This is a genomic window from Vibrio sp. V08_P9A1T1 (genome assembly GCF_963874405.1).
Lineage (GTDB): Bacteria > Pseudomonadota > Gammaproteobacteria > Enterobacterales > Vibrionaceae > Vibrio > Vibrio anguillarum.
In genome coordinates this window covers 1-16392 of sequence record NZ_CAWNIB010000286.1, presented here as the reverse complement: position 1 = coordinate 16392, position 16392 = coordinate 1, and the positions used below count along the sequence as shown (strand labels likewise).

The 16392-nt window shown below is 43.6% G+C and carries 13 protein-coding genes and 4 tRNA genes; 3 read left to right on the top strand and 14 right to left on the bottom strand.

What is annotated here, in order from left to right:
- Together AACT21_RS14310 and AACT21_RS14305 are read right to left on the bottom strand one after the other, a co-directional pair.
- Window positions 1–509: PAS domain-containing protein (locus AACT21_RS14310; RefSeq protein WP_141195259.1), on the bottom strand; the 509-nt coding region annotated here is incomplete at its 3' end.
- Between the two features lie 121 nt (window positions 510–630).
- Window positions 631–1278: a thiopurine S-methyltransferase gene (locus tag AACT21_RS14305; protein ID WP_094164320.1), complete on the bottom strand. Its 648-nt coding sequence runs from the start codon at window positions 1276–1278 to the stop codon at window positions 631–633.
- A 347-nt stretch (window positions 1279–1625) separates the two neighbouring features.
- Here AACT21_RS14305 and AACT21_RS14300 point away from each other — a divergent pair, with 347 nt between their 5' ends.
- Complete coding sequence (locus tag AACT21_RS14300) at window positions 1626–2399, top strand: phosphoribosylglycinamide formyltransferase (RefSeq protein ID WP_094164319.1); 774 nt, start codon at window positions 1626–1628, stop codon at window positions 2397–2399.
- Between the two features lie 71 nt (window positions 2400–2470).
- On the opposite strand, the gene ihfA is transcribed toward AACT21_RS14300, so the two are convergent.
- The 3 genes from ihfA to pheS all read right to left on the bottom strand — a co-directional run bounded on the left by ihfA (window position 2471) and on the right by pheS (window position 6578).
- Entirely contained in the window at window positions 2471–2767 is a 297-nt protein-coding gene (ihfA, locus tag AACT21_RS14295; RefSeq protein WP_010319630.1) for an integration host factor subunit alpha, read from the bottom strand.
- 423 nt (window positions 2768–3190) lie between these two features.
- Window positions 3191–5578, bottom strand: coding sequence for a phenylalanine--tRNA ligase subunit beta (pheT, locus tag AACT21_RS14290; protein WP_094164318.1), 2388 nt, complete (start codon window positions 5576–5578; stop codon window positions 3191–3193).
- A 16-nt stretch (window positions 5579–5594) separates the two neighbouring features.
- Window positions 5595–6578, bottom strand: coding sequence for a phenylalanine--tRNA ligase subunit alpha (gene pheS / locus AACT21_RS14285; protein ID WP_017044058.1), 984 nt, complete (start codon window positions 6576–6578; stop codon window positions 5595–5597).
- Between the two features lie 216 nt (window positions 6579–6794).
- On the opposite strand from pheS, the gene AACT21_RS14280 reads away from it, so the two are divergent.
- On the top strand, window positions 6795–7277 hold the full coding sequence (locus tag AACT21_RS14280) for a GNAT family N-acetyltransferase (protein ID WP_094147450.1): 483 nt from the start codon (window positions 6795–6797) through the stop codon (window positions 7275–7277).
- Window positions 7278–7361: 84 nt separating this feature from the next.
- Here AACT21_RS14280 and AACT21_RS14275 read toward each other — a convergent pair whose 3' ends face one another.
- The 8 genes from AACT21_RS14275 to uvrY form a co-directional block, all read right to left on the bottom strand.
- Window positions 7362–8339 (bottom strand): carbohydrate porin, encoded by a 978-nt coding sequence (locus tag AACT21_RS14275; RefSeq protein ID WP_094164317.1) that lies wholly within the window; start codon window positions 8337–8339, stop codon window positions 7362–7364.
- Between the two features lie 760 nt (window positions 8340–9099).
- Window positions 9100–9175, bottom strand: a tRNA-Gly gene (locus AACT21_RS14270).
- Between the two features lie 23 nt (window positions 9176–9198).
- A tRNA-Leu gene (locus AACT21_RS14265) sits at window positions 9199–9285 on the bottom strand.
- Between the two features lie 85 nt (window positions 9286–9370).
- Window positions 9371–9446 (bottom strand) — tRNA-Gly (locus AACT21_RS14260).
- Window positions 9447–9448: 2 nt separating this feature from the next.
- Window positions 9449–9522: transfer RNA gene (locus AACT21_RS14255), tRNA-Cys, on the bottom strand.
- 268 nt (window positions 9523–9790) lie between these two features.
- Window positions 9791–10348, bottom strand: a complete 558-nt coding sequence (pgsA, locus tag AACT21_RS14250; protein ID WP_013856615.1) for a CDP-diacylglycerol--glycerol-3-phosphate 3-phosphatidyltransferase — start codon at window positions 10346–10348, stop codon at window positions 9791–9793.
- Window positions 10349–10394: 46 nt separating this feature from the next.
- Window positions 10395–12227: an excinuclease ABC subunit UvrC gene (uvrC, locus tag AACT21_RS14245; protein ID WP_047688276.1), complete on the bottom strand. Its 1833-nt coding sequence runs from the start codon at window positions 12225–12227 to the stop codon at window positions 10395–10397.
- Window positions 12227–12871 (bottom strand): UvrY/SirA/GacA family response regulator transcription factor, encoded by a 645-nt coding sequence (gene uvrY, locus AACT21_RS14240; protein ID WP_026028128.1) that lies wholly within the window; start codon window positions 12869–12871, stop codon window positions 12227–12229. The genes uvrC and uvrY overlap by 1 nt, the downstream gene beginning before the upstream one ends.
- Window positions 12872–13352: 481 nt before the next feature.
- Here uvrY and AACT21_RS14235 point away from each other — a divergent pair, with 481 nt between their 5' ends.
- A complete protein-coding gene (locus AACT21_RS14235; protein ID WP_094164321.1) occupies window positions 13353–15716 on the top strand; it encodes a DNA polymerase II in 2364 nt (787 codons plus the stop codon).
- 24 nt (window positions 15717–15740) lie between these two features.
- On the opposite strand, the gene AACT21_RS14230 is transcribed toward AACT21_RS14235, so the two are convergent.
- Window positions 15741–16392 (bottom strand): nucleotidyltransferase (locus tag AACT21_RS14230; protein ID WP_094164315.1); only part of this gene is annotated, 652 nt, incomplete at its 5' end.

The window sequence follows — 16392 nt, the reverse complement described above, 5'->3', positions numbered from 1 at the left end:
AAGTTTGGGTTCGCCTCCACAACCGTCCCATCGGGAGTAAAAGAAATCACAGCCATTGACTTATCGACAGCGTCAAAAGTTGCAGCTTGCTTATCCGATTGTTCTTTTGCAGCAGTGACATCACTGGCAATCTTCACCACCTTAACCACTTTTCCTTGCTCATCTTTTACTGGGATGTACGTGGCTTCAATCCACACTTTATTATGGTTTTTAGTTAAACGGCAAAACGTCCCCGCATGAGGTTTACCTTGCGCTAAATTTTGCCAAAGTTGACTATATCGAGGCGCATTAACAAATTCACTTTCACAGAACATTCGATGATGCTGGCCCACCACTTCCGATAATGAATAACCCAACACTTGTAAGAATGAGGAGCTGGCAGTCAGAATATGTCCTTGTGGATCAAACTCAATATAAGCCATCGTGCGTTTTATTGAATCAACCACCAGTTCATCACTACTCTTTTTAGACTGTTGATTGCTGTTTGGCTTCCGACTAAACAAACCCATAGTTTTTCCTTAGTATTAGAGCGGCTGATATAGACGTAATGGTTTGCTCTCATCAAACGCCTAAAACCTACCTATTTATTGTTGTCTAGGATGTATAAATAAACGATTTAAGCATAGTCTGTTACTTCTCAATTAACCACACGACTTCAGCAAAACGGCTTAATCCTCGTTGACTGATCTTAGGGTGATTTTCATCAGCATCGTCACGAAACAGACACGTCACTTTGCAATCAGTGAATAACGACTCAACTTCATTTTTGGCGACACAGAATGGAGGGCCCATCATTTCACTTTGAACGTAATCCAGCGTCACAAGCAGCACCCTTCCGCCCTCTTTCAACAATGAAAGCAAGCGAATAACGTACTCCTCTCGCATTTCGGGGGGCAGCGCAACTAACGCCGCTCGGTCGTAGATAAGCTCAACCGCTTTTAGCGGCGCACTAAAGACATCTCCGGTATAAATCATCAGTTCATCAAACTGATACAGTTCATGCGCTCCATTTAAGCGAGTGACCGTTGGCGTATAAAAATGCTCGGCAAAAAAGGAACGAACGGCAATTTCACTCAGCTCTACACCCTGAACCTGTTCATGCTGGGAAGCGAGCCATATCAAATCTTCACTTTTTCCGCACAATGGTACAAATACACTTTCATTTCGTTGAGGTGAGAGTTGAGGCCAATATTCGGTCAACAATGGGTTCACATCTTCTAAGTGAAATCCTATTTGGTTGGAGGCCCATTTCTTGTGCCAAAACTCGGGATCTTTCATTATCTTCGTGCTCTACGATTAAAATCTACAGCCAGACAAAGTACATGCTACTGACTAATAAGTGAATCCCCAACAGGTTAAACAAACAGCACAAAGACAGATAAAGATGTTCATATTTGGTTCATCCTCATTAGATACACTTGGTAACACATCAAATTGAACAGATAGCCTAGCGAGGCGTCTGAAGATAAGACCTGTGATAAAGCGCAAAATTATGGATTAATTGTTCCACGAGCTATTGAGTTGACTTTGTTTAGCCCAAGATCTCATAGCAAGCGACTCTGGTTATCACGTGTTTAGGTCTATTTTGGTTTCACCTTTTACCTAGACTAAGTTAAGGAGAATGAATGAGCCTATTTTTACGTACTACGGCACTGATGCTTTTAGTACTAAGCAGAGCCCCTGCCTTTGCAGCCGTTCCGTTCAATTCAGAAAGTGATGCCAAAGTTGGTGAATCGAAAAATCAACTCTCATCTAAACTGTTCAAGCATAGTTTAAGCGGTTTATATGGCATCCAGTCCACCAACAACCAGCCTTTGCAACCCTACAACGATTTTGCAATTCTCTACAGTAAAGCTCACCAAGCTCAACGTGAACTTGAAACATTGTGCAGAAGTACTGCTTTACTGACATCAACAGAGGCTCACTTTTCTGGCGTGAAATCACGTGACCGAGCATTAAGTAAAATAGAACATGAATTAGGTGGGCGAGCTGATAGGATCACAGATTTAGCCAGAACAACCCTTGTGGCAAATGATGTACCAAGCTTAGTCGAGGCTTATGAAGTATTAAGCCGAGAAGCCAGTATCGTAAAAGTAAAGAACCGCTTTAAATCGCCTGCCGCATCGGGCTATCGCGATTTAAACTTACTGGTTCAACTTCCTAAAACCAATGTCATTGCAGAAGTACAATTACATCTTAAAGCCATTGCCGATGTGAAAAATGGCCCCGAGCATCGTTTCTATGAACAGATCCAGAAGTTTGAACGTGTCGCCGCATTAGAGAAGCGAGCGTTACATGATATTGAAAAGGCGCAAATTAACCAGTTTCGTCGCCAATCTATCGAACTCTACCAAAACGCCTGGCAGCCGTATATCACCACTCATATTCAAGCAGCCTAATACGTTCAGAACCTTTAACTCACCATAAACAGAAAAAAAAAGACCACGCATAGCGTGGTCTATTGCTCGGTCTATTTTTCGACATTAATGTTCTCGACTCGGGCTTTTAATTTCTGCCCTGGGCGGAACGTTACGACACGTCGAGCGGAGATAGGAATATCCTCACCTGTTTTTGGGTTTCGACCCGGACGCTCGTTTTTGTCTCGTAGATCAAAATTACCAAAACCAGATAGTTTTACCTGTTCGCCACTTTCAAGCGCCTTGCGAATCTCTTCGAAAAACACTTCAACCGTTTCCTTGGCATCCCGTTTACTGTATCCAAGCTTTTCAAACAGGTTTTCAGCCAATTCGGCCTTTGTGAGCGCCATAAAACTTCCCTCAAAGCTATGTTAAACCTTGCTGCTTCTAAGCAGCGCCAAAGCATTTTCGCTTAGCCAATCAATAAGATATCGGCTTTACCTGAAAAGTGTATGCCAAGCTTCTGATTTTCGCCAGCTTTTTTATTCGCAACAATATTAATAGTTTCATCAAAATAAGCGCATATACTGGCTGCATTTATACAATTAGACGTCGAAGATTGAGAAAAAACACTGACAATTTAGTTAGTTATATCATAACAGCCAACATTTTCAGAATTTCATACTATTTTGAATGGATATCGATTTCTGATAAAAAAATTCATATAACCTGTTAAATCATAGACTTGTTTAACACTAACTTGTCACTAAATTGCATATAAAAAAGCAGGCCCAACTTGAACCTGCTCAAATATACTTAGGCTACTTTCTGAATTAGTCGCGCAGGGCTGCACCAAACTGTGCCGCTACTGAAGTCACAATCGATTCAACAGCGCTTGCAATATCGGCTTCTTCTAAAGTACGTTCAGTCGATTGAAGCATCAACGCAATTGCTAAACTCTTCTTGCCCTCTTCAACCCCTTTGCCTACATAAACGTCAAACAGTTTCGCCTCTTTTAGAAGCTCACCACCAGCATTACGACATGCATCGACAATATCACCTGAAGCAATGGCGCCATCAACAACCAGTGCTATATCACGGCGGTTCGCTGGGAACTTAGACAGTGATGCAGCTTCTGGAATTACACGGGTGTTCACCGCTGACCATTCAAGTTCAAATACGATGGTGCGGCCATTCAAGCCAAACTTACGCTCAAGCTCTGGATGAACAGTGCCTATCACCCCAATAATCTCACCATCGACAACGATGGCGGCCGATTGCCCAGGGTGCAGCGCTGGGTGTGCAACAGAAGTAAAGCTGTAAGCTTTGCCGTTGGCGGTTAAATCAAGAATGGCTTCCAAGTCACCTTTTAGATCGAAGAAATCAACCGTTGCGGTGTCCATGTTCCAGTGCTCTTCACCACGAGTACCAGATATTACACCCGCGAGCATAGGCTCTTGGCGCATACCGTTCTCTGCCGAGACATCAGGAATAAAACGCAAACCATATTCAAACAAACGAACGCGTGGCTGCTGGCGTTTCTGGTTATGAACCACGGTATTTAATAGACCTTGGATCAAGCCCAAACGCATCGCCGACATATCAGCAGAAATAGGATTAGGTAGAATGAGTGGTTCAACATCTGGAACAATCAGTTTCTGCTGCTCTGGCTCAACGAAGCTGTAGGTGATCGCTTCATGGTAACCACGGTCAACTAACAAATGACGAACACGCTTAAGTGGCAAGTTTGCTTCTTGGTGGTCATTCATGCTCAATGCTGCAACGGGAGCTTGATTAGGGATATTGTTGTAACCGTAAATACGGCCAATTTCCTCAATCAAGTCTTGCTCAATCGCGATATCAAAACGCCACGTTGGCGCGGTAGCGACCCAACTGTCTGCGCGACTCTCAACACTCATACCTAAACGTTTTAGGATTTCAACCACATCAGCATCCGCAATGTGATGACCAAGCAAACTGTCCAGTTTAGTGCGACGAAGTGTGACTTGATTTGGTTTAGGTAAATCCGTTTCAGACTCAACACTAACCACAGGTGCAACTTCACCGCCACAAATATCAACCAGCAACTGCGTCGCTCGTTCCATCGCACTGGCTTGCAACGCGTAGTCAACACCGCGCTCAAAACGCATGGATGAATCAGTATGTAGGCCATAGCTACGAGCACGACCGCGGATATGGTCTGGTGCAAAGAAAGCACACTCAAGCAGTACATCTTGGGTTTCTGAGCTAACGCCTGAACCTTCACCACCAAAAATGCCCGCAATGGCTAATGCTTTATTGTGATCGGCAACAACCAGCGTATCGACATTCAACTTAGCTTCTGTACCATCGAGTAGCGTAAGTTTTTCATCCTGCTCGGCCATACGAACAACAATACCGCCTTCGATCTTGGCAAGATCAAAGGCATGCATCGGTTGGCCTTGTTCAAGCAAGATATAGTTAGTGATATCAACCACTGGATCAATTGAACGTAGACCACAACGGCGTAACTTCTCTTGCATCCAAAGCGGTGTTTGGGCTTGAACATTAATGTTTCTAACCACGCGACCAAGATAACGCGGACAAGCGGCCGGTGCTTTCACTTCAATAGAGACTTTATCTTCAATTGAAGTAGGAATAGTGGTGACCGATAGCTCAGTGACATCAATGCGGTTCAATACACCTACTTCACGAGCAAGGCCACGAATACTAAAGCAATCTGCGCGGTTCGCGGTCAAATCGACATCAATAGTCACATCATCTAAGCTTAGGAATTCGCGGAAATCAGTACCAACGATGGCATCTTCTGCAAGCTCCATAATGCCAGCGGATTCAACATCAATCCCTAGCTCACTGAATGAACAAAGCATGCCGTGAGAAGGTTGACCACGTAATTTTGCTTTTTTAATCTTGAAATCGCCGGGCAGTACCGCACCAACAGTCGCTACCGCCACTTTTAAGCCTTGGCGGCAGTTTGCTGCACCACAAACGATATCAAGCAGTTCTTCCTCACCCACGTCAACTTTCGTTACACGCAGTTTGTCGGCATCTGGATGTTGACCACATTCAACAACGTGACCCACTTTGACGCCAGTAAATTCACCGGCGACAGCAAGAACGTCATCGACTTCCAAGCCTGCCATTGTAATTTGATGTGTAAGTTCGTCAGTCGTAACCGCAGGGTTAACCCACTCACGAAGCCATGATTCGCTGAATTTCATTGTGTTTACCCTTGAATTACTTGAATTGTTTGAGGAAGCGCAGATCGTTCTCAAAGAACGCGCGTAGGTCGTTGACGCCATAACGAAGCATCGTTAAACGCTCAACACCCATACCAAATGCAAAGCCAGAATATTTTTCAGGGTCAATACCAACACTGCGCAAAACGTTCGGGTGAACCATGCCACAGCCTAGAACTTCAAGCCATTTACCATTTTTACCCTTCACATCCACTTCCGCAGAAGGTTCTGTAAATGGGAAATAAGAAGGACGGAAACGCACTTCAACTTCTTCTTCAAAAAAGTTACATAAGAAATCGTTCAAAATACCTTTAAGCTGAGCAAAATTGACGTGCTCATCAACCAACATTCCTTCAACTTGGTGGAACATTGGTGTGTGTGTTTGGTCGTAGTCATTACGATATACGCGGCCCGGCGCAATAAAACGAAACGGCGGTTGACCATTTTCCATAGTGCGAATTTGCACACCTGACGTGTGTGTACGCAACATTAAATCTGGATTAAAGAAGAAGGTATCGTGATCAGTACGTGCTGGGTGATCGGCAGCAATATTCAACGCATCAAAGTTGTGGAAGGCGTCTTCAATTTCAGGGCCAGATTCAACATGAAAACCAAGCTCACCAAAGAACTGCTCAATACGTTCAACTGTGCGAGTCACTGGGTGTAAGCCACCATTTTCAATGCGGCGTCCAGGCAAAGTAACGTCAATCGTTTCAGCCGCTAGTTTGGCTTCTAACTCTGCTCGCTGCAAAGCATCTTTACGCGTAGCAATGGCGTGTTGCACTGTCTCTTTCGCAACGTTGATCTCTTGACCTGCAGCGCGACGTTCTTCGGGTGGCAATTTACCTAGGCTCTGTAGCTGAGTGGTTAACTCACCTTTTTTACCCAAGTACTGAACACGCACTTCATCAAGTGCGACTAGCGAATCAGCAGCATTAATCGCTGCGGTCGCATTAGCAATAATCTCTTCTAGATGTTGCATCGTTTCCTCATCTACCTGTAGGTAGTGTCCATATAGGATGTTTTTGTATTTTTCAGATAGCTGCACATAGTATCGAAAGCCACCTCTAAAGCCAAATTGAAATGATACTGACGCTTGTTCTTGAACAAAAAAACGGCATTATTTTTGCCGCTCTCTTGATATTACCTCCCTCTCCCCAAACAATAATAAAAACATGACTATTTTTAAGAAGAAACAATGAACATCACGATAACACCAATCGAACCACAAGATGATCCGGACATTTGTAAAATTATCCAATCTGTAGGCGCTGAATTTGGGGCCATCGGTGAGGGTTTTGGCCCATCTGATGCTGAAGTGGAAAACATGAGTCAACATTATACGCAAGAGAGAAGCAGCCTTTATCTGGTAGCCAAACGTGACGGCATCATTGTCGGTGGAGCAGGTATTGCAGCCTTTCATCATAGCCAACGGATCTGTGAGCTAAAAAAACTCTTCTTATTACCAGAAAGTCGCGGTTGCGGGCTAGGAAAAATGCTCAGTAAAGCATGCCTATCGTTTGCTCAAAATGCAGGTTATCAATCTTGCTATTTGGATACGTTATCTAGTATGACATCCGCCATTCAGTTATATGAAAAACTCGGATTTATACATTTGGATCGACCAATGGACGGCACTGAGCACAACGGCTGCGATGTGTGGATGCTTAAACAGCTGTAAATCATCGCATCTGCTTATACAAAAAATGCCTACCGAACGGTAGGCATCAAAAGCAGTTGAGATTTAATGCTTAAGTTTTAAAACTTAGAAGAAGTATTTTAGACGGATACGCATGCCTAGATCTTTGTTTTCTGTGTCGTCTACTTTCGAGTAGTAAGTACCTAGATAAACAGAGAAATCTTCCACATCCATCACATTAGCAAATTGGTAAGAAGCATAAGTGGTGTTTACTTTTACTGTATTAGTTGTCTCAGTTTCTCCATAGACATGACCCAAACCAAAGCCTTTAAACAGTAAGTTAGCACCGATGGTCGTATCTTCTTGTTTAGTTTTGTCGAAATCACGGAACGCATAGTTCACGTTGATAGAAAGATCGTTAGCAGAATAGTTAACTGTCGCGCCATAACCAAGGAAATCATTCGCAGCATCTTTATCATCTGCAGTCAGATTGGCTTCTAAACCAGCAGCAACACGAACTGAGTCAACGATCTGGTATGCAACAACTGGGCGTACAAATACGGCATTCTGATCCGCTGCAGACTCATTCTCAAATTTAGTTGAGAGTTCAAAATAAAGGTTATCTGCCGTTTTGCTAAAGCCAATTTGTCCGTTATCACCACGGCCACGAGCCTTATTCGCACGGTATACATCTTTATCTGCATTTGCGTATTCAAGCATAGTATCTTGGCCAACAGGGAACAAATCAAACGCTTCATAGCGGCCTACTTTCAGTTCCCAGTTATTCGCTTGACCAAATGCAATCCACGCATCATCAAGTTCAACTTTACCCGTTGTTTTAAGTAAAGGTTGTGCTTGTGCTTTGATATAACGCTCACCACTCACACTGCGCTCACCAGCGATTTGAACCAAAAGACGGCCATCTTGATTTAGATGTTGCTTGTCAGTGGCATTTTTATCACGAAGGTTGATATCGAACTCAACATCACCGCCGATTGAGAAAACACCTTGTTCACCTTCAACACTGATACCTGCGTTTGCTTGTAGTGCGGCTGAAATTAGAATTGCGGCAAGAGAAAGTTTACCAGAGGTAGCAAAATTCATTTTTTATACTCCATCGACCTTATGGTCATCATTATCATTATGTTGGTGCTTGGCACCTTGAATCTCATCCTGAGATATATTCAATAAAATTAATGAGTTAGATTCAAATTCACCGAGGGGAAGTAGCACGCTACTTTGGTAATCATGAACAGCTCAATCTCTTTATTGCTCAGCAACCACTGCTTATGTATTCCCTTAACGTTGCTGACGGGGATGGAGTTTACATTCACCGAATCAATGTAAAAATAGATCAATGTCACATTGGGAATCGTTCCCATGAATGGGTTGTTGATAAGTTTATATAAATCACGCTTTTGCAAATAATTCACACCATAAATTAAATGTTGGCACGAAAATTATGTGAAGTAGGCCGAAATTTCACTTCACAAAATAATAACAACTCAAGATAAAGGTTGCTTTATCAAATTATTAACATTCTAGAATTGGGGATGGAGAGTAAAAACGATGCGAGATTTGACCATAAATTGAAGCACTGCTGTTTGATGGTGATGGCTTTGCTTAAAATATTTCAATTTCACGTCCGAAACCGTCAACGAATATAGTGAACGTAGGGGGGGGGATTTACCCAATTTCTGCTAGGGCTTTAATTTGGAGCGGCACACGAGGTTCGTTCACCTTCTTTTGAACTAAAAGCGTGACCTCAAGCTTGGCAAGGTGGCGCTAAAACGATATCGTTGGTTGTAAACTGGCTGTGAGACAGAGATGAAAAAGCCCCAGCATTTCTGCTAGGGCTTTAATTTGGAGCGACACACGAGGTTCGAACTCGTGACCTCAACCTTGGCAAGGTTGCGCTCTACCAACTGAGCTAGTGTCGCATACTGCATAAGCAGTAAAAAGATGGTGCCCCGGGCCGGACTTGAACCGGCACGACTCGAAAGTCGAGGGATTTTAAATCCCTTGTGTCTACCAATTTCACCACCAGGGCACGCAATTCTGCATTGCGATGCTGTTTACAAAATTTAGTAACACCATCTTTAGATACTGAACTTTAAGTTCAACACCTCAAAATTTGGAGCGACACACGAGGTTCGAACTCGTGACCTCAACCTTGGCAAGGTTGCGCTCTACCAACTGAGCTAGTGTCGCAATGGAGGCGCGTCCCGGAGTCGAACCGAGGTCCACGGATTTGCAATCCGCTGCATAGCCCCTCTGCCAACGCGCCCCTGTAGCATCAAGGGGTTGGGTTGTTTCTTCCGTTCCTCTCAAGTACGGGATGCATTCTACGCATTCGATTCGATGAGTCAATATTATTTTTTTAGTTTTTAAACCGTTTGGCTATTTTGCATTCAAAAAGGACAGATTTGGTTAATTTGATAGCAAAATTCACCACCTTTTACACGAGATAACTGTGCTTTAACTGAAGCAATAATGCATGTTGTGAAAGGGATTGTAGAAATTGGAGGAACAAAAAACGGGCCTAAGCCCGTTTCTTAATGATGTTCTGCATTGAGGAGGTCGTCTTTAGCTGCCGCCAAGTATTGAACCATTGACCAATAGGTCAAAATGGTTGCGATGTATAACGCTGCATAGCCGACCCACACCATCCAATCATCATGACGCCAAATCAGTACCCACAATGCAAACATTTGGGTGAGCGTCTTAACCTTCCCAACCCATGAAACGGCCACACTGGCTCTTTTACCAATTTCCGCCATCCATTCTCGCAATGCAGAAATGATGATTTCACGTGCAATCATTGTCACAGCTGGAATCGTTATCCAGAGACTGTGGTAATGGTCGGTGATCAAGATAAGAGCCGTCGCAACGAGCACTTTATCCGCTACTGGGTCGATAAAAGCACCAAAGCGAGAGGTTTGCCCAAGTTTTCGCGCAAGCATACCATCTAACCAATCGGTAAAACCCGCTACCCAAAACACCATTGCCGCAGCAAAAGGGCCCCAGCCGTAAGGCAGATAGAAAACAACGACAAATACTGGGATAAGGAAAAGTCGTAATAAAGACAAAATATTAGGAATATTCAAACGCATATTTATAGGCTCTTATCGATTGCGCGGTTATGTTGCGTTATTTTTCTTATTGTTTCAATGCTTGATAAATGTTTTCAGCTAAAGAATGGCTAATACCGGGCACTTTGGCGATTTCTTCAACAGTGGCTCTTTTTAGCTCTTGCAGCCCTCCCATATATTTCAGCAGTGCTTGCCGGCGTTTAGGCCCAACCCCTTCTATGCCTTCCAATGTACTGGTACGCCGTGTTTTACCTCGTTTGGCTCTATGCCCAGCAATGGCGTGATTATGACTTTCATCGCGAATATGCTGAATCAAATGTAAAGCTGGCGCATCACTTGGCAGGTTAAATTCATCGCCATCGGTTGTAATCAACGTTTCTAGCCCCGGTTTGCGGGTAACGCCTTTGGCGATACCAATCATCACCGGTCTTTTCGGCCAATCTTGCCAATGGCTAGAGATGATCTGCAAAGCTCGATTCAATTGCCCTTTACCACCATCAATGAAAATGACATCGGGGATTTTTTCCACGTCAAGCTGCTTGGAATACCGCTTATCTAACACTTGTCCCATTGCAGCATAATCATCCCCACCAGTAATTCCAGTGATGTTATAACGGCGGTATTCTGGTTTAACAGGCCCTTCTTGGTTAAATACCACGCATGAGGCGATCGTGCTCTCTCCCATGGTGTGCGAAATATCAAAACACTCCATACGCTCTATGCTATCCAACCCTAAAACAGCTTGAAGTGCTTTAAAGCGCTGGTTGATCGTCATTCTATGGTTAATTTTAGCCGTTATTGCGCTCAATGCATTGGTATTAGCCAATTTTAAATATTGAGCACGCACACCTGTTGGGCTGATGTGGAAAGAAACTTTACGCCCGACTAGGGTCTGTAAGGCTTCTTGCAGCGGCTTTTCATCCTCTAGCAGACCCGCATTTAAGATCACTCGACTTGGGATCGTACGCGCTTCATTGTGACTTAAATAATACTGTCCTAAAAAGCCATCAAACACCTCTTCTTGAGTCGTGTTAGCCGGAATTTTAGGAAAATGGCTACGACTACCCAATATTTTACCTTGGCGGATCATCAAAATATGGATGCAAGCGATGCCATTTTCTTGGGCAAATCCCAATACATCCATGTCATCCATCGTCTCTTCAGAAACAAACTGTTGTTCTTGGACTCTTCGAATGGCTTGGATCTGGTCTCTAAATTTAGCGGCATTTTCAAACTGCAGTGCTTGGCTGGCTTGTTCCATTTTTTGCACTAATGTTTCAAGTACTTGGTTATCTTTGCCTTGCAAAAACAATCGAACATAATTAACCAATTCAGCATACTCTTCATCCGCAATGATATGACTCACACAAGGTGCAGCGCAGCGGCCAATTTGATACATCAGGCAAGGACGAGTCCGGTTGCTATAGACGGTATCTTCACATTGTCTTACCGGAAATATTTTTTGGATGAGGTGTAACGACTCTCGAACCGCACCAGAATCAGGATATGGACCAAAATACTCACCTTTGCGCTTTTTCGCGCCACGGTGCAACGACAAACGAGGATGCTTATGCCCACTAATAAAAATATACGGGTAAGATTTATCATCTCGCAGCAGCACATTGTATTTAGGCAAATATTGCTTGATGTAATTGTGCTCAAGGATCAACGCTTCCGTTTCAGTGTGAGTAACGGTGACATCAATTTTATCGATATGGCTGACTAACGCGCGCGTTTTCTCACTGTCGATTGTTTTTCGAAAGTAACTAGAAAGGCGTTTTTTGAGGTCTTTGGCTTTGCCAACATAGATGATATCAGCCTCGGCGTTATACATTCGATAAACGCCGGGCTGATGGGTAACGGTTTTAAGAAAAGCGACCGAGTCGAACAAAGAAGTCACTAAAGCGTCTCGGTGTCTAACATTCCGTGTCGAATAGCTAAATGGGTCAGTTCAACATCACCGCTGATCGCTAACTTACTAAACAGTCGATAGCGATAGCTATTTACTGTTTTGGGGCTAAGACTAAGTTGCTCGGAAATATCCGTCACTTTTTGCCCTTTGGTAATCATCATCATAATCTGCAGCTCTCTTTCCGAGAGATCAGCAAATGGATTGTCAGAAGCTGGCGAGAATTGGCTTAATGCCATTTGCTGTGCGATTTCAGGCGAGATATAACGCTGCCCGCTATTCACAATGCGAATCGCGTTGACCATTTCATCTGGGCCTGCACCTTTGGTTAAATAACCCGCGGCTCCAGCTTGCATCACTTTGGTCGGAAATGGATTTTCCGTATGAACCGTTAACACGATGATTTTCACATCTGGATTAAAGCGCAGAATTTTTTTTGTCGCTTCCAAACCGCCGATACCAGGCATGTTCATATCCATTAAAACAACGTCGACATGATTACTGCGACACCATTTTACTGCTTCTTCACCGCTGTCAGCTTCCCCTACTACGTTCATTCCACGGACGTCTTCAATAATACGTCGTATCCCTGTGCGAACCAGCTCGTGATCATCTACAAGGAAAACACTTATCAAACTTGTATCTCCACACTCATCTATTGGCTCTGCACCCACTGAATCGTGGATAGCAGCATCGCGGCCCACATTAATTAGCTCACAATTGGAAATTAACTCACAATCGGGTAATTAACTTAACATTGGTTTTTACTCACACTGAATATGTGCTCAAACCCCAAATTTGGCAAGTACTTATTTGTTCTGCTAATCATCCAATGAGAATCCATTAACAAATCAAAAGCTTAATTATATTAGCAGAGATGCCGCACGACTTTTACATGATTTTTTGACAAATTTGAACCTAAACATAAAAATGCAACCAGCCTCATAAAAATACAAAACCAAAACAAATCATAAAGTTAAAATGCATACACCATACCAATTAACGGTTATTTCATCTCCATCGCCCGCTTACTCACCTCACTGAAATTCGTTATTTACCTCGTAGCTCTGATATGATGCCCTCCCCCAAGGTTACGACTATTTGGATTTATTACGCTTGGTTATTCAACACGGTTTTTTACTTACTCGCCATGCAAGAGACCTTCATGGCTCGACTCATATTGAGTTGTGGTTGAGTACGCCTCAAGGTCCAACCCAACTGATTATCCGTGGTGAAAAACCCGTTTTCTTCATACCACAGAAAGATGTACCACAAGCGCAAAAATTAGCGTTAGAGCGGCAGCTCTCTATCGAATTAAAAACATTGGATTTGGAAGATTTTGAACATAACCTCCTAGCGGGTTGTTATTGTCAAACGATTCAAACGCATGCTGAGTTTTCGGCACTACTAAAGCAACATCATATTCTGACGTTAGAAGATGATATTAAGCTTGCCGACCGCTTTCTTATGGAGCGTTTTCTTAAAGGCAGCATTGAATTCACTGGACGGCTTACCCAGACGTTTTCCCATTCAAAAATAGAACAGGCGAAATGTCGACCGGGCAACTATCTTCCTCATCTGAAAGTGGTTTCGCTGGATTTAGAATGCTCTGAAAAAGGCATTCTCTACTCGATTGGTTTTGATAGCCCAATGGACAGCCGCGTAATCATGATTGGTGAGCCTGAGCCTTGCGATACCCCAATTCAATGGGTGAAAGACGAATACGCATTGCTCAACGCTCTCATCGATTGGTTCACTGAGTTCGACCCTGATGTAGTAATTGGCTGGAGCGTGATTGATTTTGATTTTCGCTTACTCCATAAAAGAGCCGAGTGGCATAAGTTAAGACTTGCGATTGGTCGCGGCAAACAGCACAGTTTTTTTCGTAGTTCAAACCAGAGTCAGCAAGGGTTTATTACCATTCCCGGGCGAGTAGTGTTGGATGGAATTGATACATTAAAAACAGCCACTTACCAATTTCGTTCTTGGTCATTGGAATCAGTATCAAGGGAGCTATTAGGCGAAGGAAAAGCGATTCACAACGCCCATGATCGGATGGATGAAATCAACCATATGTTTAAAAAAGACAAACCTTCACTGGCGAAATACAACCTGCAAGATTGTGTGTTAGTGAATAAAATCTTTGAACATACCCATTTGCTGGATTTCGCCATTGAACGTTCCCGTCTCACGGGTGTGGAGCTAGATCGCGTCGGCGGTTCTGTCGCCGCCTTTACCAATCTCTATTTACCTCAATTGCATCGCGCGGGTTACATCGCGCCTAACTTACACTCCGAAAATTGGGTCGCAAGTCCCGGAGGCTATGTGATGGACTCCATCCCTAACCTCTACGACTCTGTGTTGCTTCTTGATTTTAAAAGCTTATATCCCTCGATCATTCGTTCATTTTTAATTGACCCACTTGGCTTGATTGAAGGGCTAAAAATTCCGATTGGCAAAGAGGATAACCAAGCGGTAACGGGATTTCGTGGTGGTCAATTTCACCGTACCAAACATTTTCTTCCAGAAATGATCGAGAAATTATGGGCTGCGCGTGATGTGGCGAAAAAGAACAATAACAAAGCCTTTTCACAAGCGATAAAAATCATCATGAACTCTTTCTACGGGGTGCTTGGATCGTCAGGTTGTCGTTTTTTTGATACTCGTTTGGCGTCCAGTATTACCATGCGCGGACACGAGATCATGAAGCAAACTAAAAAGTTAATTGAGGCGCAAGGCTATCAAGTGATTTATGGTGATACCGACTCAACCTTTGTATCTTTAGGTGGTCAATATTCACAGCAGCAAGCGGATCGCGTAGGAAAACAACTGGTTGAACACATCAATCAATGGTGGACGACCCACTTGCGTGAAGAGTACCGATTGGAATCGATGCTGGAATTGGAATACGAAACCCACTACCGAAAGTTTCTGATGCCAACCATCCGAGGTTCAGAAACGGGGTCAAAAAAACGCTATGCGGGATTGATCGGTGAAGGCGAAAACGAGCGGCTAATTTTTAAAGGGCTTGAGAGTGCAAGAACGGACTGGACTCCGCTCGCACAACGCTTTCAGCACCAACTTTATTCGATGATTTTTAATGGTGAAGACCCTGCGGCGTTTATTCGTGAAATCGTTGAGCAAACTCAAACCGGTCAACTCGACCATGAGCTCGTGTACCAAAAACGGTTGCGTCGCAAGCTGCATGAATACCAAAAAAACGTACCACCACAAGTAAGGGCCGCACGACTTGCTGATACGATAAACCAGCAGTTAGGCCGACCATTGCAATATCAAAATCGAGGTCGTATCGAATACCTCATCACACTGAATGGCCCTGAGCCTAAAGAGTATTTAAAAAGTCCTATCGATTATCAGCACTATATCGATAAACAATTGCAGCCAGTCGCAGAAGCCATTTTGCCTTTTGTTGGCTTGAATTTCGAACAGCTCAGCCAGCCACAACTTGGGTTATTTTAAGAAGTACGACGATCTAGCCAGCGGTTAACCAATCCGAAACTCTGTTTTTTGATACTGCTTTGCAAGCCATTGCCCATAACTGTCTAGAATTCCAATCACTGAGCGTTTAGCGATCACTCGTCCAGAGAGCAAAATACCCAATCTCTCAATGTCGATTTTTTTCTCCGGGTGATAACGTAAAAACTGCTGCCCGCATTCGGTAGGATCATCAAACCAATTTTTGTCACGATACATAATCAAAGAATAACTGGCGCGCAGTAATTTCTTGGCAATGGCTACTTGCGCCTTGCTCTGTTCGCTTTCAGAACTGGTTTTTGCAATTTTATCACGGTAAAAAAAGACCCAATCTGCGATGTCCATATTCCAGTGTTTGGCTATTTCCCAACTGGGTTCGAAATCGCCAAAGCATTCCGCCAGATCATCACCCAAGATGCAAACGCAGCAATGGCGCAACATAAATCCCCACGTAAAAATGCTCTCTAAAGTGGCTACCTCGCTCACGAGTGCAGTTTTGATCGAGACTTCGGTGATATGTGGGAAACTTTTCTGAAATCGCCATTTTATCGTATTTAGTAACGTTGCTCGTTGCTCGGAGAAATCACGGTGCGTGACCAACACTACATCCAAATTGGAGCGCCCATAACGCGCAGTTCTGCGCGCCACACTGCCATAAAGG